A 26,380-nucleotide genomic window follows, 5' to 3' on the forward strand; every position below is an offset into this window, starting at 1 on the left:
ATCAGTCAGGCGAAGCGGCGTCCGCCTTCGGTTCGCTGGAATTGTGAGAGGTCGAGCGACGGAGCGTCGGTACCGAGCCGCGTCAATGCCGCGTGGATCTGGCCGCGATGATGGGTTTGGTGATTGAACAGATGCGCCAGCGAAGGCGCAAGCCGCTGGCTCATCGTGCGCATGTCCGAAACGGTCGTATAGGTAAAACGTCCAGCAAGCTTGTCGGCGTTCAAGGAGTCGGTATACCGGCAGATGCGTTCATCTTCGGCATGACGCAGATCGCGCAGCGTGATGAAATTGTCGGTGATGATGGCGTCGAGTTGCTTTGGATGGTCGCCTTCGCCGGTAAACCGCTTCATCCAGATGCGGTCGGTGACCAGAAGATGGTTGAGCGTGCGATGGATCGAACCGAAGAACAGCCCAAGATCGAGCCGGTATTCCTCGTCGCTCAGATCGGCGGCAGCGGCATAGAGCAGTTCGTTGGCCCAGCGATTGTACCACGCAAACATTTGAAAATGCTGTTCCATACAAGTTCCCCGCTACCCGATAGCCTGAATCAGAGTGGCATTATCTATGCCTTCAAATTTCCGTCGTCTCAAGCTGCTAGGCGGTATGCGATGTGTTCAAAATGGTGTGGCCTCTTGGCAATTAGGGCTATCGACGGTATAGAGCCTCACTTTTCTGAAATTTCCTAGCGAACAAGGTGTCATAATGGCAATCGAACGTACCTTCTCCATGATCAAGCCCGATGCGACCCGCCGCAACCTGACCGGCGCAATCACCGCCAAGCTCGAAGCAGCTGGCCTGCGCGTCGTCGCTTCGAAGCGCGTCTGGATGAGCCTGCGTGAAGCTGAAGGCTTCTATGCTGTTCACAAGGATCGCCCGTTCTTCGGCGAACTGACCGAATTCATGTCTTCCGGCCCGACGATCGTTCAGGTTCTGGAAGGCGAAAACGCCATCGCCAAGAACCGCGAAGTCATGGGTGCAACCAACCCGGCCAACGCTGACGAAGGCACCATCCGCAAGGAATTCGCCCTGTCGATCGGCGAAAACTCGGTTCACGGTTCCGACGCTCCGGAAACCGCTGCAGAAGAAATCGCTTACTGGTTCTCGGGCACCGAAATCGTCGGCTAATCTCAACGAGAATTCAAAGAAAAAGCCCGGCATTGCCGGGCTTTTTTTGTTGGGTGAGATGACGCGCAGAAGCAAATCTCAGAGGCTCTGTGCGAGCCTTGCCATCTCTTTCCCTTCGTCATCGAAGAGAACAAGCTTGCCCATGTCGATCTTGTAGGACTTGGTTTTGCCGAGCACATCGAGGAACTTGCGTTCCTGGTTCATGAGGGCAGGCGGGCACTGGACATAGGTCGATCCGATATCGGCAAAGGAAATGTTTTCCCCGGTCACGACCGCCTTGCTGAAATAACGGTTGCAGCCGCCTGAGCCACTGACGGCACCGTCGCTCGAAACCGTCAGCGTCGTCTGGGCATTGTCGATCACGCCGCCGCCCTGAATGTCTTCCGCGAGCCAGTCCTTGCCCTCGATGCCGATGGCAACGCCTTCATCACCGCTCTTGCGAACCATCACAACCTTGATTTCTGCCGGTTCTCCGGGGTTCTCCGGATCGATGGTATAGCGCTCGTCATTGACGAACCATAGCGTATCGCCTGCCGAAATGCGCGCCTGCAGGGCATAGGTATGACCGGGCTGAATCTGGTCCGTATCAAAATTGATGGCAAACGGGATCGGCGATCCCTGAACGGATTCAATCCGCGTTTCGCCAATGACTTTGGAAGGAGCGTCGGCCAGCGAGACATCGGAAAGCTGAACCGTCAGGTTTGCCTCCGGTGGCAGCGCGATACGCTCACGATACATCACCTTGCCGCTGACGGTTTTTTCCGCGGCAATGCTGCTCGTCGGCATCGACGTGGTCAGGAATAAGGCAGCGCCACCAAGCGCGCCAATGCCGACCACGAGTGCCGCAGTAATTGAAAGGGTTTTTGCCAGTCCATTTCGCATCGTCAAAGCCCGAAACTTCCGTTCCCGCACGCGTCATCTGTTGCAAGACAGATGGCGCTGATGCGGTTTCCAATCTGTCTTTCATTATCGCTTGTCAGCGTCTGATTCATCATGCCGACATTAGCGAAATCTTCATGTGAAAATTGTGGCAGCGCAAGAACACACCACCTAAATTAGTCATTATTCTAGGGGGTTAAATAGTTAATTCACGATTAAAATGAGAAATAGAGATCAACAGAATAGCTGGCAATCGAAAGATTACGACTGTTTCCAGCGTTCGCGGATCTTTTCGTCTTCCTCTTTGGACGACACCCAGCCACCAACCGAACCATCTGCGAGATGTTCCCGCTTCCAGAAGGGGGCGTCGGTTTTCATGTAGTCCATCAGGAATGAGGCGGCCTCGAAAGCCGCATGTCGATGCGACGACGCTGCTGCAACCAGAACGATGTTTTCGCCCGGTTTGATGAGTCCATAACGGTGAATGATCGTGAGGGCTGTTATCGGCCAGCGCTCGATGGCCTGTCGGGCGATGCGGGTGATTTCAGCTTCGGCCATACCCGGATAATGCTCCAGTTCCAGAGCGGAAAGCGAGCCGCTTTCATCGCGACACAACCCGGTAAAGGTGACGATAGCGCCGATATCCGTGCGCCCATGCTCAAGCTTGCGCAGTTCCGCTGCCGTGTCGAAGTCTTCACTTCTTATGCCGACGAAAAGTGGGCATGTCATTAGGGCATTTCCAGTTTTGCTTGAATCATTGAAAATGGCCTATGTTTTCTTTTACGCATTATCCTACGCAAAACCGCTCCGCACTTTTGCTGGAAATGCTCTTGCCCGCTCACTTCATCCTCCCGTCATGGGCGGAAAGAGCGCAACTTCATCGCCGTCATTCACGAGTTCAACGTGCTCGGCATGTTCCTGATTGATCGCGGCACGGATGACATGTTCGTGCTCGAAGGCGGCTTCATATTCATCACCGCGCGATTTCAGGTGGCTGATCAGGTCAGCCACTGTCGTTTTGGGTGAGGGAAGTTCGATTAACTCTTCACCCTTGCCGATTTTCTCGCGCACCCATGCAAAATAGACGAGTTTTACCGTCACTGGATCAATCCATTACGTGTTTGAGGCCCGCCTTGAAATAGTCCCAGCCCGTATAAAGCGTCAGAAGAGCCGATATCCAAAGCAGGACAATACCCATTTCGGTTACATAGGGCACGACTTTGTCACCAGCAGGGCCTGCGAGCAGAAAAGCGAGAGCAACCATTTGTGCTGTCGTCTTCCATTTGGCGAGACGGGAGACGGGAACGCTGACCTTCAGTTCGGCAAGATACTCACGCAACCCCGAAACAAGGATTTCGCGGCAAAGGATGATGATTGCGGCCCACAGCGTCCAGCCGGCGATCGTGCCATCAGCTGCCAGAAGCAGCAGGATGGCGGATACGAGCAGCTTGTCGGCAATCGGGTCCAACATGCGACCGATGGTCGATGTCTGCTTCCAGATGCGGGCGAGGTACCCGTCGAAAAAGTCTGTAATGCTGGCGACGATAAACAATCCCAGAGCTGTCCATCGGGCGAAATCGCTTGATTCCAGCCGCCCCTCGACAAAGAAGCACAATACCACAAGGGGAACGGCGATGATCCGGCCGTAAGTGAGGATATTGGGCAAGGAGAGGGTATGATTTTTCTGCATTGTTCCGCCACGTCGTTGTTAGCGCACATCAACAGGGATGACCGATAAAATCAACACCTGCGAATATGTTCTGCCGGGACCTAATGACGCTTGTGCATAAATCCCGGACAAAATTGCGTCATCTGTCACGAAAATGATCGTGAATCGTCTTGGCCATGGCTTCCGAGATACCTTCGATCTGCATCAGATCGGCAACCGCGGCTCTGGAAACCGCTTTTGCAGTCCCGAAATGGTGCAGCAGGGCACGCTTGCGCGATGGGCCGATTCCCGCAATTTCATCGAGCGGATTCTTGACCATTTCCTTCTTGCGACGGGCGCGGTGTGTGCCGATGGCAAACCGGTGCGCTTCGTCGCGCAGGCGCTGGATGAAATAAAGTACAGGATCGCGCGGCGGCAGCGTGAAGGCCTGTTTGCCTTCCACGAAGAAACGCTCGCGCCCCGCTTCACGGTCGACGCCCTTGGCAATACCGATTGCATTGACGAGATGGCTGATTCCAAGCTCCCCGAGAATTTGCCTGACCGCACCGACCTGGCCTTGACCGCCGTCGATCAAAATGACATCGGGCCATGCGGGAAATGTATCGGTTACTTCTGCGTCAGCGGGCTCTTCCGGCGTGCCATGCTCCTTGACCAGCCGTGAGAAGCGCCGCTCGATAACCTCGCGCATCATGCCGAAGTCGTCGCCCGGCGTAATGTCGGTCGAGCGGATATTAAACTTCCGGTACTGGTTTTTGACAAAGCCTTCCGGCCCGGCGACGATCATGCCTCCGACGGCATTCGTGCCCATGATATGCGAGTTATCGTAGACCTCGATGCGGCGCGGGGATTGGGACAGGCCGAAGGTCTCAGCCATGCCTTGCAACAGGCGCGCCTGTGACGATGTTTCTGCAAGCCGCCGTCCAAGCGCTTCTCGCGCATTGGTCAGGGCGTGATCGACAAGGTCTTTCTTCTCGCCGCGCTGTGGAACGTTGACCTGCACCTTATGGCCCGCGCGCGTCGAGAGCGCTTCGGCAATAAGCGATTGCTCCTCAACCGTTTCGGACAAGAGAACCAGCCGTGGACACGGCTTGTCGTCATAGAACTGGGACAGGAATGCCCCCAGAACCTCTGCCGGGCCGAGCGAACTGTCCGCTTTGGGGAAATAGGCGCGATTGCCCCAGTTCTGGCCGGTACGGAAGAAGAAAACCTGAATGCAGGTCATGCCGCCTTCCTGATGGATGGCGAAAACGTCAGCCTCTTCGACCGTCTGTGGATTGATACCCTGATGTGACTGGACGTGTGAAAGCGCAGCCAGGCGATCCCGGTAAACAGCTGCATGTTCGAAATCGAGATCAGCCGATGCGGCTTGCATTGCCGTTGCAAGGTGGTCTTTTACCGACTGGCTCTTGCCGGACAGAAACGCCTTGGCCTCGTTGACGAGTTCGGCATAGTCCTCATCGCTGATCTCGTGCGTGCAGGGGCCGGAACAACGCTTGATCTGAAAGAGAAGGCAGGGACGGGTGCGTGTCTCAAAAACCGAATCCGTGCATGTCCGCAACAGAAAGGCGCGCTGAAGCGCGTTGATCGTGCGACCGACAGCACCGGCAGAGGCGAATGGGCCGAAGTAGTCTCCCTTGCGGGACCGTGCACCGCGATGCTTGAAAATGCCGGGTGCCCGATGGTCGCCAGTCAGGAGAATATAGGGAAACGACTTATCGTCGCGCATCAGCACGTTGAAGCGCGGACGCAATCTCTTGATGAGATTTGCTTCCAGCAACAAGGCCTCGGTTTCCGTCCGGGTGACGACGAATTCCATCGTCACCGTTTCGCGGATCATCCGGGTGATGCGATTCGAATGGCCGATCCCGCGCGCATAATTGGAGACGCGCTTCTTGAGATTGCGTGCCTTGCCGACATAGAGCACGTCACCATCGCTGTTGAACATGCGATAGACGCCCGGATTGTTCGGCAGGCGCTTCACGAAAGCATTGATGATGTCCTGACCGCTCAGGCCTTCAATGTCCGGCAGGCCATCCGAAGAATCCCATTGAATGGAATCGGCAGCGGACGGCGAGGCAGGAGCGTCGACTATATCGTCCGTCTCGTCATCATCGTCGGTTTCCGCATCACCAATGATAATACCGGCCACATCCTGCTCGTCATCTGACGGCAGGTTTGCAACGGCATCCTCATTGTTCTTGCGGTTTCCGGTCATTCGGTGATTCCTGCAATATCCGGGGTTTCCCACGCCAGATGCTGTCCGCCATCAAGTGCGATCATCTGGCCGGTGACGGAGCGGCTTTCCCAGAAATAGCGAACAGTACGCCCAAATTCCGACAATTCCGGCGCACGTTGCAAAAGAAGTTTCTCGACCTGCTGTTCGAAATCGCCTGGCTTCTGCCGTTCGCTCGGCAATGTTGGACCAGGTGCTATTGCATTGACCCGAATCTGCGGAGCAAGCGCTTGTGCCATCGTTCGGGTGGCATTCCAGAGGGCCGTCTTTGAAAGCGTGTAGGAAAAGAAGTTCGGATTGAGCTTCCAGACGCGCTGGTCGATGACATTGACGACAAGCGCTTCTTCACCATCGGGCAGGGCTTTTGCCATTTCTTCAGCCAACAGGACAGGCGCCTTGAGGTGGATGGCAAAGTGCTTGTCCCACAGCGTCATGTCCAGTTGGCCGATACGGTCATCTTCAAAGAGCGATGCATTATTGACGAGGAGCTGGATCGGCCCGATCTGGCGCGACGCATCTTGCACAAGATTGCGAATATCAGATTCGGACGAAAGGTCCGCGCGCACGACACAGGCTTTGCCGCCTTGTTCATTTATGGACGCTGCAAGGGCGGCGCCTTCATCGATGGAGTGATTATAATGTATGGCGACCGGGAAGCCATGGGCGGCAAGGTCTTCGACAATTGCCTTCCCAATGCGCCGTGCGCCGCCGGTGACCAGAACCGGGCATTTAGCAAGCAGGCGAGGCTCTTGATCGTTCAACACGGTAAACACTTTCTTATCGAGATTCTTCAATCGATTTCATGCCATTTCGGTCGGAAGATTGCAGCTAAAAACAGCGCCTGCAATGTTCACAACTGACAAATTTGTAGAGATTTCAGCGGCTTCGTGTCACTTCGCCGCGCGTTGCCGTCACTGCAATCGACGTTATCCCACTATATAGGTGGCTGAATTCGGCGTTGCGATAATGCAACATCGTATTTTTGCCATGTTCTCGTCAGGTTCTCTCCACAGAAGCGGGCATTTCGTGCCGCAATTACCGCCGATATGTCGATCCTGTCAGCGCGGCATGGACGATTTGCTCCCAACATCGCCCGCCCGATAAGGGACCGCGCTAAAGGTAATTTGTGTAAGGAGAATGCTATGCGCACTCTTAAGTCTCTCGTAATCGCCTCGGCTGCGCTGCTGCCGTTCTCTGCGACTGCTTTCGCTGCTGATGCCATTCAGGAACAGCCTCCTGTTCCGGCTCCGGTCGAAATGGCTCCGCAGTACAGCTGGGCTGGTGGCTACACCGGTCTGTACCTCGGCTACGGCTGGAACAAGGCCAAGACCGACACCGTAGGCACCGTTAAGCCTGACGATATGAAGGCTGGCGCTTACGCTGGCTGGAACTTCCAGCAGGACCAGTTCGTATACGGTGTTGAAGGCGACGCCGGCTACTCCTGGGCCAAGAAGACCAAGGATGGTCTGGAAGTTAAGCAGGGCTTCGAAGGCTCGCTGCGTGCACGTCTCGGCTACGACCTGAACCCGGTTATGCCGTACATCACGGCTGGTGTTGCCGGTTCGCAGGTCAAGCTCGACAACGGCTTTGACGACGAAAGCAAGTTCCGCGTTGGTTGGACTGCTGGTGCCGGTCTGGAAGCTAAGCTCACGGACAACATCCTGGGCCGCGTTGAATACCGCTACACCCAGTTCGGTAACAAGACCTACGACCTCGGCAACGAATCGGTTCGTAACAAGCTCGACACCCACGACATCCGCGTCGGCGTTGGCTACAAGTTCTAATTATCTGATAATTGAACACGGAAAACCGGGCAGGCAACTGCCCGGTTTTTTGTTGCGCTGTTTAGCTCAGTTGTTCGCGGCATCTGTCAGCCAGTCGCGAAATGCGGCCATCGCTTGCGTTTCCGTCCGCGATTGTAGCCTTGTCAGCCAGTAGCTGCCCATCGTCACCGTCGTCTCGAACGGTTGGACAATGGTTTCCGACAGCAATTGCCGGGAGAACATCAGTGGCGGGGCAAGCGCAATGCCCGCTCCCTGCATGGCGGCTTCCATCATCGCGAGCGACGAATCGAACATGATGCTTCGCGGCAGGGGCATGTCGCCCGTGACGCCTGCTGCCACAAACCACTGCGTCCATTCATCGGCACGATAGGAGCGCAGCAAAGTATGTCGTGCGAGATCGGCAGGTGTTCGCAATTCGCACGCCAGTTCCGGGATGCAAAGTGGCGACAGGGGCGCTTCCAGTAATCGGGTTGCGTCGATGCCGTGCCACGCGCCGCTCCCGAAACGGATCGCGTAATCCAGTCCCTCCGCCGCAATGTCCACCCGGTTGTTGTTGGTCGAAAGCCGCAAATCGATGAACGGGTAGCGATTCTGAAAATCGCGCAAACGTGGCAGTAGCCAGCCGACGGCCAAGGTGCCGACAGCACCCACACGCAAGATTTCCCGATAATGCCCCGCTTCGAAACGCTCTAGCGTTCCGGCAATCCTGTCGAATGCGTCCTTTAATGTGGGAAGCAGCGTTTCTCCTTCGCTCGTCAGCATCAGCCCGCGGGGCAGGCGCTCGAACAATGTCACGTTCAGACGGGTTTCGAGGCTCTTGACCTGATGGCTGACAGCTGCCTGCGTGACGCAAAGTTCAATCGCGGCCTTCGTAAAGCTCAGGTGGCGCGCCGATGCCTCGAAGGCGCGCAGGGAATTGAGCGGGAGATGCGGTCGAACCATGTTGCCTCAAATTTTTCTAATGCCAAGTGCTAGATAACGTCGTTTGTCGCGCCAGCGCAAGCATCGTATATAAGCTGGGACTGAAAGGCTTATATCCCGCAAAGCGGGCTTCAATATAATGGACCGCGCAATACCGGCTATGTCTTGAGAAAGATGCAGCGGAACGCATAATCATGAGGTTTATTTATCTGTCATGAGAAAATCTACGACACTTTTGATCGGTTTCCTCACCACTGCCGCTATTATCCCGAATAACAGCGCGCTGGCTGCGAGCAAGGTGAATGATGGCGACTTGCGCCGTATTGTCGATGAAACGGTGCGCCCGCTCATGGCCGAGCAGAAAATCCCCGGCATGGCGGTTGCCATAACCATCGACGGCAAGAGCCACTTCTTCGGTTATGGTGTGGCATCGAAGGAAAGCGGACAGAAAGTAGACAAAAACACGCTTTTCGAAATCGGCTCGGTCAGCAAGACCTTCACTGCAATGCTTGGCGGCTACGGGCTGGCGACGGGCGCGTTCTCCCAGTCCGATCCCGCGACCAAATGGGCTCCTGAACTGGCAGGCAGCAGCTTCGACAAGATCACCATGCTTGATCTTGGGACCTACACGCCGGGCGGATTGCCCCTCCAGTTTCCCGATGCTGTCACCGATGACAGTTCGATGCTGGCATATTTCAAGAACTGGAAACCCGATTACCCGGCAGGGACGCAGCGTCGCTATTCGAATCCCAGCATCGGCCTGTTCGGCTATCTGGCGGCACGAAGCATGGACAAGCCGTTCGACGTTTTGATGGAGCAAAAGCTTCTGCCTGCATTCGGCCTGAAGAACACCTTCATCAATGTGCCGGAAAGCCAGATGAAGAACTACGCCTACGGCTATTCCAAAGCCAACAAGCCGATCCGGGTATCGGGCGGGGCGCTGGATGCACAAGCCTATGGCATCAAGACCACCGCGCTTGATCTTGCCCGCTTCGTCGAACTGAACATCGACAGCTCATCTCTGGAGCCTGATTTCCAGAAAGCCGTCGCCGCAACGCATACCGGTTACTACCATGTCGGAGCGAACAATCAGGGACTTGGCTGGGAGTTCTACAACTATCCGACTGCGCTCAAGACACTTCTTGCCGGCAATTCGTCGGACATGGCGCTGAAGTCGCACAAAATCGAGAAATTCGATACACCTCGCCAACCGTCAGCTGATGTGCTGATCAATAAGACAGGCTCAACCAACGGCTTTGGCGCTTATGCGGCCTTTATTCCTGCGAAGAAGATCGGAATTGTTCTGCTTGCCAACCGGAATTATCCGATCGATGAGCGCGTAAAGGCTGCCTATCGGATATTGCAGGCGCTCGACAACAAGCAATAGGCCGCAAAAAAGAACCCCGGAAAATCCGGGGTTTTTTCTTTCCAGACCGATCAGCCGCGCGGCAGCAGTTCAGTCAATTCCGGATGCACTTCCTGAAAGCGCTTCATCCAGCGCTTGAGCTTGGGACGGTTACGTTCCCATTTGCCCTCGAAGCGCAGCGCCAGATAGCCCAGCGTGGCGGCGACAGCGATATGACCGCCATGCAGCTTGCCCGCCAGACGTGGCGGTGCTTCGTTCAGAAGATCGAGCGCACGTTCAGCCTTGCGCCATTGCAGGTCGAGCCAGGGCTGATGAATCTTTTCTTCGGGACGCATACGGCGTTCATAGACATGTGCCAGAAGCACGTCGCAGAGACCGTCGGCAATGGCTTCATAGCGCTCTGCATCGGTGCGCTTTTCGGCATTACGCGGGAAGAGCTTGTTACCCGAAACCCGGTTCAGATATTGGATGATTGCACGGCTGTCGAAAACCGATTTGCCATCATCCGTCACCAGCGTCGGAATTTTTCCGAGCGGATTGGCATGGATGAGGTTCTCCGGTTCCGCCGAGGTGTTGACGACGACGCTTTCAAACGGAATGCCAGCATAGTGAGCGGCCATGCGCACCTTCGCGCTGTAGGGCGAAGCAGGCGAATAGAGAATCTGTGTCATCGTTCGTTCCTAAACCGGATATGTAAAGTTTATTGCGTGGCGGGCATCATGACGGAGCGGCTTCGGCAAGCATTGGCATCGACCTGACCGCAAGCGCGGTATTGCAGGTCTTTTGTCATGCAGATGCGAACTTCCTGAAGATAGTTCCGCTTGCAGCTTATCGAAATTCCGTCCGGCTTCATGCCGGGATTGGCTGCGATAAAGGCTTTTTCGACGAGAAGGGGATCAACACGCCGACCACTCGCCAGATTGCGCAGGCTGGGCGGAATGTTGACCTGATCGAAAGCGTTACGCAGCGTTGAGAAATATTCGTCCTGCGACAGGCCCGAACAACTGCCGTGTTTGCGCCATTGATAAGCGACAAGACCGGCAGAAGGCATGATATCCGACAGGCGGGAAATGATTGGACGAGGCACATAGCTGCCCCGACTGCGGGCATTGTCGAACTGGCAGTTCGCCGGATAGCCCCATTCGTTCTGTGGCCAGAGACCATGCACCACGAAACCGAAAGGACGGTTGGTTCCACATTGCTGCTTGTTGGCGCGGGGGCCTTCGGAGGCACAATAGCTCGGCGACCAGGAGAGGGCGAGGACGTAGAAGTCGAACTCGCCCGCAACGTCATCAGCATGGCTTGGTGCGACTGCCAAAACACTCGCAACTGCCGCTGCGAGCAACGTAAACGCAGCTGCACCAAAATTCCGCAGCATATGCCCTCCACTCAATCGTTGCTCAAGGCTTCAGTGTCTGAATCAAAAAGCGACAGGCCGAGGCGAAAATGGTGATTTTCGAGTACCGGAGCGGAGCGTACTTAAAGGTACGTGAGCACCGGAACGCAGACAAATTGCCATTTGCAGACCGGCATGGCGACTTTTGGAGCAGACACTAGCGAAGAACGCGGCAGCTCGCGTCGTAAACATACCAGCGGTCGAAACCATCGACGCAGAATTCGACGTTGCGGCCCATCGAGGCAAAGCCCTGACCTTCTTCGACCATATACCAGACCGAACGGTACTGACCGTCGGTCAGAACGGCGGTTGCCTTGCAATAGGTACGTTCGATCTGGGCCGGATTGGTCTTCGGCTCATAGCGTGTCAGCTGAACATCGCTCATCGCCGAAATACCGACCTGCGGCAGGTTCGGGACATGACGTACCTGATAGCCAAAATCGGAAACCACCGAGCGCAAAACGCTCTGCTGGCTGCAAGCGCCTGCATCGGCAACGCCTGCTGGAGCAGGAGTGAGATAGTCTGCGGCACTGGCCGGCAGAGACACAAGCGTCAGGGGAAGGACAGACGCAGCAAACAGGGCTGCGCGTGAATACTGTCCGATACGTTCCAGGGTTCGTTGCATATCTCTGTCCTGTCCCAAATTGCGAGCTCGCACCCGCTCTAATCTGTGATAGCCGAAGCGTTGAGGCGCAGTTTCTGTCAGCAATTCGCGCGGGTCAAGTGCGATCCGTCTCGCTGCGCACCCACTTGATGCTGAAATTGCTCCCTTTTTCCTCGGCCAGAAGCTTGGTAAGGCAGGGAAGCAGGGTTTGCATCTCACTTTCGAGTGTATAGGGCGGATTAACGACAATCATGCCGGTGCCATCGAGGCGTGGTTCAGCGGACGGTGCACGAATCGCAAGCTCAATCTGCATGATCTTTGGAATGCCGGTTTCCCGCAGCTGCCGGGTGAACCGTTCTGTTTCCTTGCGATCTTTCACCGGATACCACAGTGCATAGATGCCGCCGCCGAAGCGCTTGTAGGCCTTGGCCAGACCGTCGACCAGACGATCGAATTCGCCATCCTTTTCAAAAGGCGGGTCAACCAGAACCATGCCGCGTTTTTCTTTGGGCGGAAGGTGGGCGCCCAGCGCAAGCCAGCCGTCGAGCTCCGTCACGCGGACCTGATAATCACCGTCGAAAAGTTTCGCCAGCTTGGTGGAGTCCTGCGGATGCAGTTCCAGTGCGGACAGGCGATCCTGCTTGCGCAGCAAATGCCGGACGACAAGCGGCGAACCCGGATAATGGCGAAGCTTTTCACCGTTGTTGACCGCACGGACAGCAGCGAGATAGGGCTCCAGAAGTTCAAGCGCGGGCTGCTCGATCTGCCCTTTCTTCACCGCGTCCATGATGCGGTCGATACCGCCCGTCCACTCGCCGGTTTTGCCTGCTTCGATACCCTTCAGGTCGTAGAGGCCAATGCCTGCATGGGTGTCGATGACGCGAAAGGCTTGATCCTTGCGTTTCAGATACTCGACGAGGCGCGTCAGGATGACGTGCTTGACGACATCCGCAAAATTTCCGGCGTGATAGGCGTGACGATAATTCATGGTTGCGCTTGTTTCATGTCGGCCAGTTTTCGGCAAGAGGCAGTGATATCCAAAAAGACCCAGGTCTGCGTCGTTCCTGCAATATCTCTCCTGTCACAAATGTGACATACAACTTTCATCATCCGCTCTGTAGCTTTGAGTCGAGTCCCGAAATGTCTGGTGGCGTCCTTCTGATCGTCCTCTTTGGCGCGTTTCTCCACGCGAGCTGGAACGCAATTGTAAAGGGAAGCGGAGACAAGTTCTTCGGCGCAGCCAGTGTAACCGGTGCAGCCGGTTTGATTGCTCTTTTTATCCTGCCATTCTTGCCACTGCCGAACCCGGCAAGCTGGGGCTACATAGTTGCTTCAACCGTCACGCAGGTATTCTACATGTCGCTCGTGGCCGCGGCTTATAAATCGGGCGACATGAGCGAAGCCTATCCGATTATGCGCGGCACGCCGCCCTTGCTGGTGGCGTTGGTGAGTGCCCCCTTGGTCGGCGAGGTTATGGGCTGGCAAAGCTGGCTTGGGATCGTGCTGATCTGTTCCGGTGTTCTTGCGATGGCGCTGGATGCCCGCCGCAGAAATCGTGGCGCCTCAAGTCGCACGGCGCTGCTTGCGCTCGCGAATGCGGGCTTCATCGCAAGCTATACGATCATTGATGGCCTCGGTGTTCGTGTCTCGGGCGCACCGATTTCCTATACGCTGTGGCTATTCCTGATGAACGCCATGCCGCTGGCAGGCTGGGCTCTTTATCGTGAACCGAACAGGTTTATCCAATATCTGCGCAATCACTGGCGACCGGCCATGATTGGCGGTGTCGGAACCCTCGGTTCTTACAGATTGGCACTTTGGGCGATGACCATGGCTCCGATTGCCGTCGTGGCGGCGCTTCGCGAAACGGCTATCCTCTTCGGCGTACTCATCTCGGCTGTGGTATTGAAGGAAAAGGTTGGCTTGCCGCGTTTCATCGCTGCCGGTCTTATCGTTCTTGGTGCGATTTCGCTCCGCCTGTCGTGAAAATTTATTTCGTCACAGTGACAATCTTCCGGCAGAAATTCGTTTCTGTGCGAAGTGGCTTGAGATAATAAAGTAACATGAACCAGCACGTTCCCATCTCGAACATCAAAACAGGTCATTCGGCTTGCCCGCACGACTGTCCGTCAACTTGCGCACTCGATGTCGAAATCCTCGATGAGCGCACCATAGGGCGTGTGCGGGGGGCAAAGGACAACAGCTACACGGCTGGCGTCATCTGCGCCAAGGTCGCGCGCTATGCCGAGCGTGTCCATCATCCCGACCGCCTCAAGCATCCGCTGGTTCGTGCCGGTGCGAAAGGCGCGGGGCAATGGAAGGAAGCTTCATGGGAAGCAGCACTTGATCTCATTGCCGAGCGCTTCCTGAAAGCCGAGCATGAGTTTGGCAGCGAAAGCGTCTGGCCCTATTACTATGCTGGCACGATGGGGCTGGTGCAGCGCGACTCGATCAATCGTCTGCGTTTCGCCAAGCGCTATTCCAACCAGTTCGACAGTTTCTGTACCAATATGGCCTGGACTGGCTATTTTGCGGGAACAGGAAGCCTGACCGGTCCCGATCCGCGTGAAATGGCAAAGGCAGATGTGGTGGTGATCTGGGGCACCAATGCCGCCGCCACGCAGGTCAATGTGATGACCCACGCGGTTCGGGCGCGAAAGGAACGCGGCGCAAAGATCGTCGTCATCGATGTTTACGCCAATGCGACCGTCCGGCAGGCGGATATGGGCATTGTGCTGAAACCGGGTACGGATGGCGCCTTTGCCTGCGCGGTCATGCATGTGCTGTTCCGTGATGGCCTTGCAGACTGGGATTATCTGGAGCGCTACACCGATGATCCGAAAGGACTGGAAGCGCATCTTCAAACCCGGACACCGGAATGGGCAGCCGCCATCACCGGCCTGTCCGTCGAAGAGATCGAGGCATTTGCCCATCTCGTCGGCAAGACCAAGCGCACCTATTTCCGTCTCGGCTATGGTTTCACCCGCCAGCGCAACGGCGCGGTGAACATGCACGCAGCTTCTTCGATTGCCTGTGTGACAGGCGCTTTCCTTTATGAAGGCGGTGGTGCATTCCACTCGAACTCAGGCATCTTCAAGATGGACAAGCGCGAGATCGAAGGTCGCGCCATGCAGGATGTAGGTCTTCGTTTTCTCGATCAGTCGAAGATCGGTCGTATTCTCACCGGTGACAGTGAGGCTCTTTATGGCGGCCCACCCGTCATGGCGATGCTGATCCAGAACACCAACCCGATGAATGTGACGCCGGAACAGAGGCTGGTTCGCAAAGGTTTCGCGCGCGAGGATCTTTTCGTTGCAGTGCACGAACAGTTCATGACCGATACGGCGAAGATGGCCGATGTCGTCCTGCCTGCGACGACATTCCTTGAGCATGATGATATCTATCGCGGCGGTGGACAGCAGCATGTGGTTCTGGGACCGAAGCTGATCGAGCCTCTTGCCGATGCGCGCCCGAATATTTTCGTTATCAACGAATTGGCGAAACGTCTCGGCGTTGCGCATCTGCCGGGTTTTGATCTCGACGAGCGCACGCTGATCGACAACATGAATGCCAATAGCGACCTGCCGCAATTCGACGAATTGAAGGAAAAGCGCTTTGTCGATCTGCAGCCGCCCTTCGAAGAAGCGCATTATATCAATGGTTTCAAATGGCCGGATGGCAAATTCCGCTTCCGACCCGACTGGACTGGAAGCCCGTCGCCGAACAAGCCGCCGGAAATCATGGGGCTGCAGGGGCCCTTCCAGTCGATACCGGAGTTTCCAGACCATTGGGAAGTGATCGAAACGGCGGATGCCGAGCATCCCTTCCGCATGACGACCTCACCGGCGCATAACTTCCTGAATTCGACCTTTGCCGAGACGCCGACATCGCTCGCCAAGGAAATCCGGCCAGAATTGCTTATTCATCCTGATGACGCGGCTGAGCTTGGCATCGAGAATGGCGAGCGGATCGAGATAGGCAATCATCGTGGCGAGCTGGTGCTTCATGCCGCGCTGCGTGCCGGGCAAAAGCGTGGTGTCGCGGTGTCGGAGGGCATTTTCCCGAATTCGACATTCGAGCGCGGCGAGGGGATCAATATATTGATCGGCGCTGAACCTGCCGCACCCTATGGCGGGCTGGCGGTGCACGATACCAAGATCTGGATTCGAAAAATAAACTCATAAATATTTATCCAACAACGCCGGGCGCATATATAAACTATATACGCCCCGGCGTTGTTGTTTATTCGCGCTGCTCGTTAGCCAGCGTAACGCAGCTTCAGCTTGGAAACGCCCACAGCTGCATTCAGGCCACGCTGGCCCTGAAGCGAGATCGGCTGAAGCGAAATCGTCTTCCACGAACCGCCGGTCAGGATGTTGGTGCCGAAGCCGACGCCGATCGCGGCATTGGCAGATGCGCCGACATAACGGCCCTGAAGAGCGCCTTCGGGACGAACGGTCGGAGCCCACACAGCCCAGGCGACACGACCGCCATTGATGAAGCCGACATCGATACCGAGCTTGGTAATCGTCCCTGTATAACGCTCAGCCGGACCACGTCCACGGGCTGGGCTGAATACGCAGTCCACATCCTGCTGGCTGCCGATGATGACGCCGATGGCAGGGGAGATATCGCAGGACAGCGTGCCGACTTCCGAGCGCGGCTGGGTGCGACCCGAAGCGGGAGGAGCTACGTAGTCGGCAGCAATGGCTGGAGCCGTGACCGCAATGCCTGAAATGACGGCCATTGCCGAAAGGAAGGAAGTCGAAAAACGGAGAGACATGTCCTTGTCCTCTTCTAAAACACACATTGAAAGAGACGCTTACACGTCCCTTAACGAGATTTGCCGAAGCAAGTTCCGTTACGAAGGGGAATTAGAGCTTTTTGCGGGAAATTAAAGTTTTATTAACAAAAAACTTCGTCTGTGATTAATTTGCCGCGGTTGAACATGGAAAGAGCGCCATCAGGCGCTCAAAACCATCGCATCGGCCATATCCGGCTGGCCGTTTTGCTCATCGGCAAATTTGCGAAGAGCCAATGCATAAAGTTGATGCTCGGCTTTGAGAACGCGGGCTGCGAGCGCTTCGGCATCGTCGCCAACATGTACCGGCACCGCCGCCTGGGCCAGAATCGGACCTTCATCCATCTCTTCCGTGACCAGATGAACGGTACAGCCTGCGACTTTCATGCCCGCATCCAGCGCGCGCTGATGGGTATGCAGTCCAGGGAAAAGCGGGAGCAGGGAAGGATGAATGTTGAGGATGCGGCCTTCATAGGGAGCAATGAAGCGGCCCGACAAGAGGCGCATATAGCCAGCAAGGCAGATCATATCCGGTTTCAACGCGGCGAGCGCGTCCAGAATGGCATCTTCATGCTCATCCTTCGAGGCAAAGTCCTTGCGCTTGAAAACCTGTGTCGCAATACCGGCAGCCTTTGCTTTGGCAAGGCCACCAGCTTCTTCCTTGTCGGAAAAGACCGCCACCACTTCCGCCGGAAAATCGGCGGCTTGCGCAGCGCGGATCAGCGCCTCCATATTGGAGCCGCCGCCCGAAATGAAGATGACGACCCGCTTGCGGCTCATAGCGAAAGCGTGCCTTTGTAGACGACGCCGTCCTTTTCACGCTTCACCATCTGGCCGAGCGTGACAACCTTTTCGCCTTCAGCGGCAAGGGCAGCCACGACTTCCTCGACCTTTTCAGGCTTCACGACGGCAATCATGCCGATGCCGCAATTGAATGTGCGCAGCATTTCGTTCGGCTCGACGCCGCCCGTCTTGGCAAGCCAGGAGAAGACCGCCGGAACGGAAATCGACGTAAGATCGATTTCGGCAGCGAGACCTTCCGGCAGGACGCGCGGAATATTGTCGGGAAAACCGCCGCCGGTGATGTGGGCCAGCGCCTTGATACCGTCTGAAGCGCGGATTGCGGCAAGAAGAGGCTTCACATAAATGCGTGTTGGGGTGAGCAGCGCTTCACCGAGTGTTGCGCCCGGCTGGAACGGGGCATCGGACTTCCAGCCGAGGCCGGAGAGTTCAACGATGCGGCGTACCAGTGAAAATCCGTTGGAATGAACACCGGACGAAGCAAGGCCAAGTATGACATCACCTTCGGCGATATCGCCACGCGGCAGCAGACGGTCGCGTTCAGCCGCACCAACCGCGAAACCGGCAAGATCATAATCGCCGTCGCGATACATGCCGGGCATTTCAGCGGTTTCACCGCCTATCAGTGCACTACCGGCTTGTCGGCATCCTTCTGCGATACCCGCAACGATATCGACACCCTGATCCGGCGAAAGCTTGCCGGTCGCAAAATAGTCGAGGAAGAAAAGCGGTTCAGCACCCTGAACGACGAGATCGTTGACGCACATGGCAACAAGATCAATGCCCACCGTGTCGTGCTTGTCGGCATCGATGGCGATCTTCAGCTTGGTGCCGACACCATCATTGGCGGCAACGAGTACCGGATCCTTGAAGCCAGCAGCCTTGAGGTCGAACAGCCCGCCAAAACCGCCGATCTCGCCATCCGCACCGGGGCGGCGCGTGGAGCGCACGAGCGGCTTGATCTTCTCGACCATCAGGTTCCCGGCATCGATGTCGACACCAGCCTGCGCATAGGTCAGGCCGTTCTGGCCAACAGGCTTATCGGCGGGCTTATTTTCCATGGTCATGGCCTGCTCCTGAAATTGGGTGCTTATCCACGCAGCTGTTTAATGCATTTTCGGCAAAAGCGTGTAACGGTTTTGCTCAAGAAAAATGCGATAAACAGAGAATGTGCGCGCAATGGCACGAGACGGCGCTGCCTGCAAGGCCACAAAGCTCGAAAAGAGCGAAACAGTGCAGGATTCTGCCTGAAATCGTAAAGCACCGTCCATAACTCGATAGAAGGTTGTGTTTCGTCAGGCTTTTCGCACAGACATTGCAATCCTCAGTAACCGTTCTAACTTGTTCCCGTTCGCACTAAGATATCCGTAACGCCATTCTGCTATCAGGACTGGCTCTATCCAATTCGTTTCCTGGAAATAGATGCACATGGTCAAGAAACCGACACCCACGCGCACGAGCGCCAGCCGAACGATCCGTCAGTCGGAAGCGACAGTTCGGGATGGTGATATCCACGTCAATGTGGAAGTCGGCGCGCTGACCGGCTCTTCGGTGCGCCGTCAGGCGATGTTCTGGGTGGGGACCGTCGCGGTCTTCGTTCTGTTCCTGATCGTATTCAGTTCAGTGCTGTTGCCTTTTGTTGCGGGCATGGCGCTGGCCTATTTCCTCGACCCTGTCGCAGACAGGCTGGAACGTTTCGGCTTGTCCCGGCTTACGGCCACAATCGTCATCCTGCTCATCTTCCTGATGGCGCTGGTAGTCGGCCTGATGATTATTGTGCCGATCTTGGCAACCCAGCTAGCTGACTTCATTTCTAAAATTCCAGACTACATCACACAACTTCAGTCGCTTCTGGCAAACGAAGATTCGCAATGGCTGAAGAAATATATCGGTATTGACAGTTCGGTCATTCAGCAGAATCTGAGTTCTCTGCTCCAGCAGGGCGCCGGGTTCATGTCGACCTTGCTTCAATCCCTGTGGAATTCGGGGAAATCGCTGATCGATATTGCGGGGCTTTTCGTCGTCACTCCGGTGGTTGCATTCTACATGCTTCTGGATTGGGACCGCATGGTCAGCAGCATCGATTCATGGGTGCCGCGCCGCCAGCTTCATACCGTGCGCCGCATCGCCCGCGAGATGAATGCCGCCGTCGCCGGTTTCATTCGCGGGCAGGGAACGCTCTGTCTCATTCTGGGAACCTATTACGCCATCGGTCTCACGCTGACCGGACTTAATTTCGGCCTGTTGATCGGCTTTTTTGCCGGTCTCATCAGCTTTATTCCCTATATCGGTTCCTTTGTTGGTCTGGCGCTCGCCATCGGTGTGGCGCTGGTCCAGTTCTGGCCTGACTGGATCATGATCTGTGCCGTCGCGGGTGTGTTTTTCCTTGGTCAGTTTGTGGAAGGAAACATCCTCCAGCCGAAGCTCGTCGGCTCGTCCGTGGGGCTTCATCCGGTCTGGCTTATGTTCGCTCTTTTTGCCTTCGGCTCGCTGTTCGGCTTTACAGGAATGCTGGTGGCAGTGCCCGCAGCGGCTGCAGTCGGGGTGCTTGTGCGGTTCGCATTGAATAGCTATCTCCATTCACCGATGTATGATCCTGCCTACCATCAGCCAAACCCCGACGCCGGGCCGCTGATCGAGGCAGGCGAGAATGCAGGCAAAGAGAAATGAGATTGGGTCGTAACCGGACAAGGTTTGAAACGGGATTTGCAGGAGGCCGCGATGCGTGAGGCACCGCGCCAGATTCCGTTGAATCTTGAGCATCAGCCCGGTTATCATCGGGAAGACATGATCGTCACGGGTTCTAACCGTGCCGCTGTCGATCTTATCGATCGCTGGCCGAACTGGCTGTCGCCTGTCACGATCCTTGCCGGGCCGACGGGATCAGGCAAGACGCATCTGGCGGAAATCTGGCGCGCCGGAACAGGTGCACTTCTGGTAGACCCCACGAACATTACCGAGGAAGCTGTAAACGGCGCTGCCGAATATCCGGTGCTGATCGACGATATAGGTGCTGCGCCTTTCGATGAAACCGGACTTTTCCATCTCATCAACAGCGTTCGGCAGAATGCGGCTCAGGGGGTTGGGCCTTCCCTGCTCATGACCTCCCGTCTGTGGCCAGCCAACTGGAACGTAAAGCTTCCCGATCTTGCCTCGCGCCTCAAGGCTGCAACCGTCGTGGAAATTTCGGAACCGGACGATCTGCTGCTTTCCGGCGTTATTCACAAACTCTTCGCGGACCGGCAGGTAAGCGTCGAGCCGCATGTCGTCGCCTATCTGGTGAGCCGGATCGAGCGCTCGCTTCTGTCTGCGATCCAGATCGTCGACAAGCTTGACCGGGCGGCACTTGAGCAGAAAAGCCGCATCACGCGCACGCTTGCCGCTCAGGTTCTGGCGGGCAGCGAACAGCCGGAACGCTGAGGATGAAGATAGCGGTCACCGGAGCGGGTGGTTTTATCGGAAGCGCACTCACTCAAGTGCTAATCGGGGAAGGGCATGAAGTCCTGCCTCTGTCCCGGAATGAACTGTCTGATCCAGATTTCTCAGGTGTTGAAACGGTTGTTCATTGTGCAGCACTTGCTCACCGCACTGGCGCAGAACGACCGGATGCCGATACATTCAATGCGGTCAATCATCGACTGGCCGTGGAACTCGCCACCAAGGCAAAAGCCGCCGGCGTAAAGCGCTTCGTGTTTGTATCCACGATCTATACGATTGTGGGAAACCCGTCGCCGCTGAGGCCGGACATGCCACTGAAGCCGCGTGATGATTACGGCCGTGCCAAGGCGAAGGCGGAAGCCGATCTGCGCGAAATCAACGGGATCGAGATCGTCATCGCGCGCCCGGTTCTCGTTTACGGTCCCGGAGCGCGGGCGAACCTGAAAGCCTTGATGAAGCTCTGCAACAGCGGATTGCCGTTGCCGTTCGGTCTGGCAGACAACAGGCGCAGTTTCGTGTCGCTTGAAAACGTCGCCCATGCGCTGACATTTTTAAGCGTGGCGCCTGCCGAAAAGGTTGCCGGGCGGGTGTTTCATCTTGCTGAGCCGCAACCGCGCTCCACAAAAGAACTCGTGACGAAGCTGCGTGCTGCCTTGGGAAAGCCTTTGCGTCTTGTACCCGTTCCACCGGTCTTCATGCGGCTCCTGCTATCGGCAGCGGGCAAAAGCGGTCTCTACGACCAGCTTTATGGTGATCTGGTCGCAGACAGTTCATCACTGATTGAAGCAGGATTCGATTATCTGCCGGGCGATCGGCAGCTCGAAGCAATGGCGCGTGGTCTGGATTAGAGCATGTCTCCCAAAAGTGGGAACCGGTTTTTGGGATAAAGACAAGCGTAAAAACAAAGAGATAGAGCGGTTCCGTTTTAACCGGAGCAGCTCTAGTTTTTCTGGCCGACAGCTTTGGGCGGCTCCATGCGTGAATGCGCTGGATTTGGAGCCTGTTTTGGTGCGGCTGCCGTTGCAGTTTGCGTCTTCCTGGCAATCGAGCCGGTGATAAGGCTTGCACTGTCAGGCTTGTTGCGTCCACCGATAAGCTGATCTTCATGCACCCAGCCGATCATGTTCGTCTTCGGGACGATCACGCGATGCCAGCGTCCGGTCTTTCCATAGGAGCGCATCTCACGGCCTTTTTCCACGACGCCGATGGATGGCGACTTGTCCCACGCATTCTTATGGATGGTGAGTCGCGCCTTGGCATAAATCACCGAAGGCGAGCTTGCGGGAGTGTTGACGCCACGCGGCGGCATGGAGCGCAGTGCAGCGGCTGGTGGGGACACGACAACCTGATTTGTGGGGCGGGGCGGGGTGGCGGTCTGGATTGCTGCCTGCTGTACCGGCTTTTGCGGTGCGGGTGCCATAACGGGCGCCGATGGACGCGGCACAGGGCCGACGGCAGCGCCATAATCCTTCGACCACGCCTTGTTCTCGGGGGCCTTGTTCTCGGGTGCTTTGCTGGTGACGGTCGCCTTTGGCTCGGCTCTCGCAGATGACTGTGTGTTCGGCTTGGAAGCGGGGCGCTGGAACAGGGCTGTGATCGCGGCTTGCGGGCTCTTGTGCTGCGAGGTTGCCCACAGGCTGAAAGCACCAAGGCCGAGGATTGCGGCAAGCGCGAGCATGGGAGTGGACGAGCCGGATGACTTGCCCGACGACCTGGCCGAGCGCTTTGTGGAGCGCTTGGGCGAGCGGGTGGTGCGTTTCCGTGCAGCCATCGTCTGTCTCCTCTTCGAATCGCGATGGGGAGACGCTACCAATTGTTCCTTCGCATTTGGTTACCGCAGCATCGGGCGCGAACGGCTGGAACGACGAAGCGGAAACAAAAAACGCCGCTTTCGCGGCGTTTCAAGGTGGATTGGTGAAGACTTACTGGTGCCCAGACGTCTTGTCATCGCAAGAGGTTTGGCCTGAAGCCTTCTCCTGCTGCCGTTGGTTGGCTTCGCTTGCTTCAACTGCGTTGCGCAACTCTGCCCATTCGCGTTCATGACGACGATAAAGCTCGTCGGAAACAGTCTGGATACCCATTTCGGTCCTCCGTTTTATCTGGTGCCCCAAATAACATGGCGAAGTCCGAAACGTTGCATCACAAAGCGTAAGCGTTTGAAATCTTAATCGGTTTATATGTTTATAACGTCTTGCTGATTTCAGTTTTCCTGAATGGAAACACCACCTTCTCCGATTTTCATCTCAATCCCGGCGGGTTTAGTCTCTTCACGATAGACATAAACCGCAAGACCCGCAGTCACGACAATCAGCGCGCCAATAATCAGATAAAGCCCGTTTCTATTCACATTCAGTCTCCAGCTGGTTGATGGTGAAGTGGGAACGTTCGCGCGCGTGATTTGGTTCCGCAGAACATGATGACCACAAAAATGCGTCATCCTTTTTTTATTGAATGGAAAAAACACAAACTGGCAAATTTGCTCTTGCTTTATCTCTTTGGATTATCTAGTGAAGCCGCACCGCTTGAAAGCGACGGAGCGTAGCGCAGTCTGGTAGCGCACCTGATTTGGGATCAGGGGGTCGCAGGTTCGAATCCTGCCGCTCCGACCATCTTCCCCAAGATTTGAAATGGTCGATATTTGAACGCCCCGGCACAGGCTGTGGCGTGCGTCTTTATCGCGTTGACATGCATTCCCGTGTAAACTATTGGCTTGGTGGATTTTCAGCTCCCCCAGCGGGGCAAGAGAGTAGTTCAGGGTTCTTCAAATGGTTGCACGTATTTACCGTCCAGCTAAGACGGCAATGCAGTCCGGTCAGGCTAAGACAGACCAATGGCTTCTGGAATATGAACCGGAAAGCCCGCGTATGGTCGAGCCTTTGATGGGCTACACTTCTTCAGGTGATATGAAGAGCCAGATTCGTCTGTTCTTCGCCACGCAGGAAGAAGCAGTCGATTATGCAAAGCGCAATGGCATCGCCTATCGCATTACGGAACCGAATGAGCCGAAGCGCCGCAAGGTTTCCTACTCGGACAATTTCCGCTTCGACCGGACGATGCCCTGGACGCATTGAGGTGCATTGATTGCCTGTTTAGCCTGACACTTGTTTCAGGCCGGGCAATGCGATAATTCGGCAGGGCTTTGCTGGCAAAGCCCTGTGCAAATTGAAATATCTTCGATCTTTTTCGAAAGGAGAGGTCCCGTAGCTCAGTTGGATAGAGCGTCAGCCTTCTAAGCTGAATGTCACAGGTTCGAATCCTGTCGGGATCACCACTCTTTCGTTCTTGTCGAATGACACGATATTTGGCCTTTTTTGGCCACTATGTTGCCCTTGGGTCAGCATCTCTGACCTTTCTCAACGATCATTCCCTCTGCGTCGGTCCGAAACTGCAACGCAAACTCAGCGTATAGATTTCGTCCACGGTCGACTTCCGATCCCGTTCCCTTCGCTCACCGGGTTGATCGAAGCATTACAAATCGAACATGTTACGATGGCAGAGCGTGTCGCAGGTTGTGGAAATTTTGCGACAGGAAAAGGATTCGGAATGGCCGCTTCTGGCCAGTTAAGGTTCGTTGATGGTTTGGCAAATTGATGGGTATGGTGGAGCAGGTCCTTTGCGGTTTGGAATGTCCCCGCCAGAGGTTGAGGGCATCATGGGAACGCATCCTGTGATCAAGCGCAGCCCCCCGAATGCGGCCCGCTACCTATTTGGACCCGATAGGCCTGTAGTCATCTTCGAGCAAAATTCATTGGTTGAAATCAGCTTTTCACCAGACGCCAGCGAGCCAGTAAAATACGGATCAGAAGATCTGTTTCTGTCCTCCGAGAAAGACGTACTTGAAATGCTATGGGCACACAGCGGCAGGGCCGATACATTTGAGGTGGCCGGCTTCATCGTCTTCCTCCCGCTAGGTATAACGCTCACTGGCTTTCACGATCACGATGCGGACCAAAAAGCGATCTCGTGCTTTGTCAGGGGTCGGTGGGATCGATTCGGAACGAGGATGAAACCAATAGAATTTTCGAGCTAATGACTTTGTCGGGCAATTCCTGAAACCTGCATCACGTTCGCAGCGGCCCGGATTCCGGGCCGCGACGTGTGCAAAAGTAAGTCCCGCAAGCCTGACTTTTGCACACGTCTTTTGCGACAGAATTTTCCCTGAAAAATTCGGTGCCGCCGATTTTGTCGCGAAACTTTGGATTTCCGCGACATGAACATGTTGTCGGGGCCGAAGGCCGGCCCCGATCATTGATGATCAGCTAAAATAGGTTTCTGCCATCACTTCTTGGATCACCTTCTATGTGGTGAGGAGTGTAGAGATCGCTGCGAGCTTTTCTCCGCCACGGCCGCGCAAGACCCTCCGGGTTGGTTTTGATATCCGCGACAGCGATAGCGGGTAACCCGTTCATAGGGCACTGCGCTGCCCACTGACCATCCACCGAAGCATTGCCCGAAGGAGCAGCCGTGCTCTGGGGTGCGAGAGTTGAAAAGCTGACCCAAAAGGTATTGCTTGCAGCATGCCCCAATACCTCAGCAGCAAATGCCGGAGCACCAGAAGCGGTTTCTCCTGCTGTCGAGAACAGTACGCAATCGACATTAAGCTGCTCGTATTCGATGAATATTTCGGGATAGTGCGCTTCCATGCCGACCGCACAGCCGAAACGGAAACCGTCCACCTCAAAAGTCACGGGTGTCTTCCCCGGCGAGTACATAAACGAGATTTTCGTGTTGGATAGCAGGCGCTCATCGTAGCGCGTCACCAGTTCCCCACGATCGGAAACGACATACAGGCTGTTGTGCGGCCGATGCGGCGAGGACAGCTCATGAACAGAGCCGAATATCGTCCAAAGTTTAAGCTCGCTCGCAAGTCCTCTGGTCGCTTCCAGTTCCTCACGCAAAACACCCCATTCGAAGCGCGTCCAATCGGACGGGCCGATTTCGCTCGGTCCGATTTCGGACATGATCCGTTTATGTGGCCAGCAGGTTGTCCCTTCCGGGAAATGTAAGAGGCGAGCCCCGGCTTTATGGGCGTCACGCATAAGGCGGCGCATCTCCGCTCCACTGGCATGAAGCGCCGCAACGTCACGCGGATCATTGAAAAGGGATGTTTGGGCTACCGCCATCCGTATTGAACGGATCGCAGGCTCGTCCGGAGGTTGGCGGATATGTTGGAGAGCTGCCGTGTAAGATTCGCCGGTTTTGGCAGCACGGGCACGCACACGGCGCTTAAGATTTCCGTTTTGGGGCATGATCTGGCCTTTCACGTCCCGGACACAGTTCCCCAGCAACCCATCCGGCACGATCGGACCAAGACAAGCGGCCCGAGACGGAAGTCCCTTTGCCTCCGTTCAAGACCATGCTGG

General features: G+C 55.9%; 28 protein-coding genes and 2 tRNA genes. 11 read left to right on the forward strand and 19 right to left on the reverse strand.

The features are described from left to right. Positions 1–5 precede the first annotated feature (5 nt). Positions 6–518, reverse strand: coding sequence for a DinB family protein (locus LJ361_RS03670; protein ID WP_010661673.1), 513 nt, complete (start codon positions 516–518; stop codon positions 6–8). Positions 519–702: 184 nt separating this feature from the next. Between LJ361_RS03670 and ndk the strand changes: the two genes are divergently transcribed. After that, positions 703–1,125, forward strand: a complete 423-nt coding sequence (ndk, locus tag LJ361_RS03675; RefSeq protein ID WP_010661674.1) for a nucleoside-diphosphate kinase — start codon at positions 703–705, stop codon at positions 1,123–1,125. 78 nt (positions 1,126–1,203) lie between these two features. Here the strand turns inward: ndk and LJ361_RS03680 are convergent, their stop codons facing one another. From LJ361_RS03680 to LJ361_RS03705, 6 genes are all read right to left on the reverse strand, one after another. After that, positions 1,204–2,007, reverse strand: coding sequence for a YbaY family lipoprotein (locus LJ361_RS03680; RefSeq protein WP_264813572.1), 804 nt, complete (start codon positions 2,005–2,007; stop codon positions 1,204–1,206). 258 nt (positions 2,008–2,265) lie between these two features. Then, complete coding sequence (locus LJ361_RS03685) at positions 2,266–2,733, reverse strand: molybdenum cofactor biosynthesis protein MoaE (protein WP_029925213.1); 468 nt, start codon at positions 2,731–2,733, stop codon at positions 2,266–2,268. A gap of 114 nt (positions 2,734–2,847) precedes the next feature. Continuing rightward, positions 2,848–3,105, reverse strand: coding sequence for a molybdopterin converting factor subunit 1 (gene moaD / locus LJ361_RS03690; protein ID WP_010661677.1), 258 nt, complete (start codon positions 3,103–3,105; stop codon positions 2,848–2,850). Between the two features lie 4 nt (positions 3,106–3,109). Continuing rightward, entirely contained in the window at positions 3,110–3,694 is a 585-nt protein-coding gene (gene pgsA / locus LJ361_RS03695; protein ID WP_010661678.1) for a CDP-diacylglycerol--glycerol-3-phosphate 3-phosphatidyltransferase, read from the reverse strand. Positions 3,695–3,812: 118 nt separating this feature from the next. Next, positions 3,813–5,888 (reverse strand): excinuclease ABC subunit UvrC, encoded by a 2,076-nt coding sequence (gene uvrC, locus LJ361_RS03700; RefSeq protein WP_036585762.1) that lies wholly within the window; start codon positions 5,886–5,888, stop codon positions 3,813–3,815. Continuing rightward, positions 5,885–6,700, reverse strand: a complete 816-nt coding sequence (locus LJ361_RS03705) for an SDR family oxidoreductase (RefSeq protein WP_036585760.1) — start codon at positions 6,698–6,700, stop codon at positions 5,885–5,887. Before LJ361_RS03705 ends, uvrC begins: the two co-directional genes overlap by 4 nt. Before the next feature lie 348 nt (positions 6,701–7,048). On the opposite strand from LJ361_RS03705, the gene omp25 reads away from it, so the two are divergent. After that, the gene (gene omp25 / locus LJ361_RS03710) at positions 7,049–7,690 is read left to right on the forward strand and encodes an outer membrane protein Omp25 (RefSeq protein ID WP_010661681.1); all 642 of its coding nucleotides are present in this window, start codon (positions 7,049–7,051) and stop codon (positions 7,688–7,690) included. A gap of 66 nt (positions 7,691–7,756) precedes the next feature. Here the strand turns inward: omp25 and gcvA are convergent, their stop codons facing one another. Then, the gene (gene gcvA, locus LJ361_RS03715) at positions 7,757–8,632 is read right to left on the reverse strand and encodes a transcriptional regulator GcvA (RefSeq protein ID WP_036585758.1); all 876 of its coding nucleotides are present in this window, start codon (positions 8,630–8,632) and stop codon (positions 7,757–7,759) included. Between the two features lie 193 nt (positions 8,633–8,825). On the opposite strand from gcvA, the gene blaOCH reads away from it, so the two are divergent. Beyond that, positions 8,826–9,998, forward strand: a complete 1,173-nt coding sequence (gene blaOCH / locus LJ361_RS03720; protein WP_264812718.1) for an OCH family extended-spectrum class C beta-lactamase — start codon at positions 8,826–8,828, stop codon at positions 9,996–9,998. A 50-nt stretch (positions 9,999–10,048) separates the two neighbouring features. Here the strand turns inward: blaOCH and LJ361_RS03725 are convergent, their stop codons facing one another. From LJ361_RS03725 to LJ361_RS03740, 4 genes are all read right to left on the reverse strand, one after another. Further along, positions 10,049–10,648 carry a glutathione S-transferase gene (locus LJ361_RS03725; RefSeq protein ID WP_010661684.1) on the reverse strand — a complete coding sequence of 200 codons (600 nt, stop codon included), beginning with the start codon at positions 10,646–10,648 and terminating at the stop codon, positions 10,049–10,051. Positions 10,649–10,677: 29 nt separating this feature from the next. After that, positions 10,678–11,355, reverse strand: a complete 678-nt coding sequence (locus LJ361_RS03730) for a ribonuclease T2 family protein (protein WP_012092380.1) — start codon at positions 11,353–11,355, stop codon at positions 10,678–10,680. A 175-nt stretch (positions 11,356–11,530) separates the two neighbouring features. Then, positions 11,531–11,998: a phage portal protein gene (locus LJ361_RS03735; protein ID WP_010661686.1), complete on the reverse strand. Its 468-nt coding sequence runs from the start codon at positions 11,996–11,998 to the stop codon at positions 11,531–11,533. Positions 11,999–12,092: 94 nt separating this feature from the next. Continuing rightward, on the reverse strand, positions 12,093–12,965 hold the full coding sequence (locus tag LJ361_RS03740; RefSeq protein WP_010661687.1) for a 23S rRNA (adenine(2030)-N(6))-methyltransferase RlmJ: 873 nt from the start codon (positions 12,963–12,965) through the stop codon (positions 12,093–12,095). Between the two features lie 152 nt (positions 12,966–13,117). Between LJ361_RS03740 and LJ361_RS03745 the strand changes: the two genes are divergently transcribed. Both LJ361_RS03745 and LJ361_RS03750 read left to right on the forward strand, forming a co-directional pair. Then, positions 13,118–13,963 carry a DMT family transporter gene (locus LJ361_RS03745; RefSeq protein WP_264812721.1) on the forward strand — a complete coding sequence of 282 codons (846 nt, stop codon included), beginning with the start codon at positions 13,118–13,120 and terminating at the stop codon, positions 13,961–13,963. A gap of 77 nt (positions 13,964–14,040) precedes the next feature. Next, the gene (locus tag LJ361_RS03750) at positions 14,041–16,161 is read left to right on the forward strand and encodes a molybdopterin oxidoreductase family protein (RefSeq protein WP_264812722.1); all 2,121 of its coding nucleotides are present in this window, start codon (positions 14,041–14,043) and stop codon (positions 16,159–16,161) included. A 74-nt stretch (positions 16,162–16,235) separates the two neighbouring features. Here the strand turns inward: LJ361_RS03750 and LJ361_RS03755 are convergent, their stop codons facing one another. The 3 genes from LJ361_RS03755 to purM all read right to left on the reverse strand — a co-directional run bounded on the left by LJ361_RS03755 (position 16,236) and on the right by purM (position 18,646). Then, the gene (locus tag LJ361_RS03755) at positions 16,236–16,760 is read right to left on the reverse strand and encodes a DUF992 domain-containing protein (protein ID WP_010661690.1); all 525 of its coding nucleotides are present in this window, start codon (positions 16,758–16,760) and stop codon (positions 16,236–16,238) included. A gap of 180 nt (positions 16,761–16,940) precedes the next feature. Continuing rightward, positions 16,941–17,558, reverse strand: a complete 618-nt coding sequence (gene purN, locus LJ361_RS03760) for a phosphoribosylglycinamide formyltransferase (RefSeq protein ID WP_029925196.1) — start codon at positions 17,556–17,558, stop codon at positions 16,941–16,943. Next, a complete protein-coding gene (purM, locus tag LJ361_RS03765) occupies positions 17,555–18,646 on the reverse strand; it encodes a phosphoribosylformylglycinamidine cyclo-ligase (protein WP_051517767.1) in 1,092 nt (363 codons plus the stop codon). Before purM ends, purN begins: the two co-directional genes overlap by 4 nt. A gap of 361 nt (positions 18,647–19,007) precedes the next feature. On the opposite strand from purM, the gene LJ361_RS03770 reads away from it, so the two are divergent. From LJ361_RS03770 to LJ361_RS03780, 3 genes are read left to right on the forward strand one after another with little or no spacing between them, the layout of a single operon-like run. After that, positions 19,008–20,249, forward strand: a complete 1,242-nt coding sequence (locus LJ361_RS03770; RefSeq protein ID WP_029376318.1) for an AI-2E family transporter — start codon at positions 19,008–19,010, stop codon at positions 20,247–20,249. A gap of 51 nt (positions 20,250–20,300) precedes the next feature. Further along, on the forward strand, positions 20,301–20,999 hold the full coding sequence (gene hdaA / locus LJ361_RS03775; RefSeq protein ID WP_010661694.1) for a DnaA regulatory inactivator HdaA: 699 nt from the start codon (positions 20,301–20,303) through the stop codon (positions 20,997–20,999). A 2-nt stretch (positions 21,000–21,001) separates the two neighbouring features. Next, the gene (locus tag LJ361_RS03780) at positions 21,002–21,865 is read left to right on the forward strand and encodes an NAD-dependent epimerase/dehydratase family protein (protein WP_010661695.1); all 864 of its coding nucleotides are present in this window, start codon (positions 21,002–21,004) and stop codon (positions 21,863–21,865) included. Between the two features lie 92 nt (positions 21,866–21,957). Here the strand turns inward: LJ361_RS03780 and LJ361_RS03785 are convergent, their stop codons facing one another. From LJ361_RS03785 to LJ361_RS03795, 3 genes are all read right to left on the reverse strand, one after another. Continuing rightward, the gene (locus LJ361_RS03785; protein WP_036585749.1) at positions 21,958–22,788 is read right to left on the reverse strand and encodes a hypothetical protein; all 831 of its coding nucleotides are present in this window, start codon (positions 22,786–22,788) and stop codon (positions 21,958–21,960) included. A 151-nt stretch (positions 22,789–22,939) separates the two neighbouring features. Next, complete coding sequence (locus LJ361_RS03790; protein ID WP_010661697.1) at positions 22,940–23,098, reverse strand: hypothetical protein; 159 nt, start codon at positions 23,096–23,098, stop codon at positions 22,940–22,942. Positions 23,099–23,217: 119 nt separating this feature from the next. Next, positions 23,218–23,364 (reverse strand): hypothetical protein, encoded by a 147-nt coding sequence (locus LJ361_RS03795; protein WP_191192414.1) that lies wholly within the window; start codon positions 23,362–23,364, stop codon positions 23,218–23,220. A 185-nt stretch (positions 23,365–23,549) separates the two neighbouring features. Here LJ361_RS03795 and LJ361_RS03800 point away from each other — a divergent pair. From LJ361_RS03800 to LJ361_RS03810, 3 genes are all read left to right on the forward strand, one after another. Continuing rightward, positions 23,550–23,626 (forward strand) — tRNA-Pro (locus LJ361_RS03800). A gap of 156 nt (positions 23,627–23,782) precedes the next feature. Beyond that, the gene (locus tag LJ361_RS03805) at positions 23,783–24,088 is read left to right on the forward strand and encodes an ETC complex I subunit (RefSeq protein WP_010661699.1); all 306 of its coding nucleotides are present in this window, start codon (positions 23,783–23,785) and stop codon (positions 24,086–24,088) included. 123 nt (positions 24,089–24,211) lie between these two features. Next, positions 24,212–24,288, forward strand: a tRNA-Arg gene (locus LJ361_RS03810). A gap of 988 nt (positions 24,289–25,276) precedes the next feature. On the opposite strand, the gene LJ361_RS03815 is transcribed toward LJ361_RS03810, so the two are convergent. Then, complete coding sequence (locus tag LJ361_RS03815) at positions 25,277–26,266, reverse strand: carbon-nitrogen hydrolase family protein (RefSeq protein WP_264813573.1); 990 nt, start codon at positions 26,264–26,266, stop codon at positions 25,277–25,279. Positions 26,267–26,380 lie beyond the last annotated feature (114 nt).

The sequence above is a fragment of the Brucella sp. JSBI001 genome (assembly GCF_026014005.1).
In the GTDB taxonomy this organism is placed as follows: Bacteria; Pseudomonadota; Alphaproteobacteria; order Rhizobiales; family Rhizobiaceae; genus Brucella; species Brucella anthropi.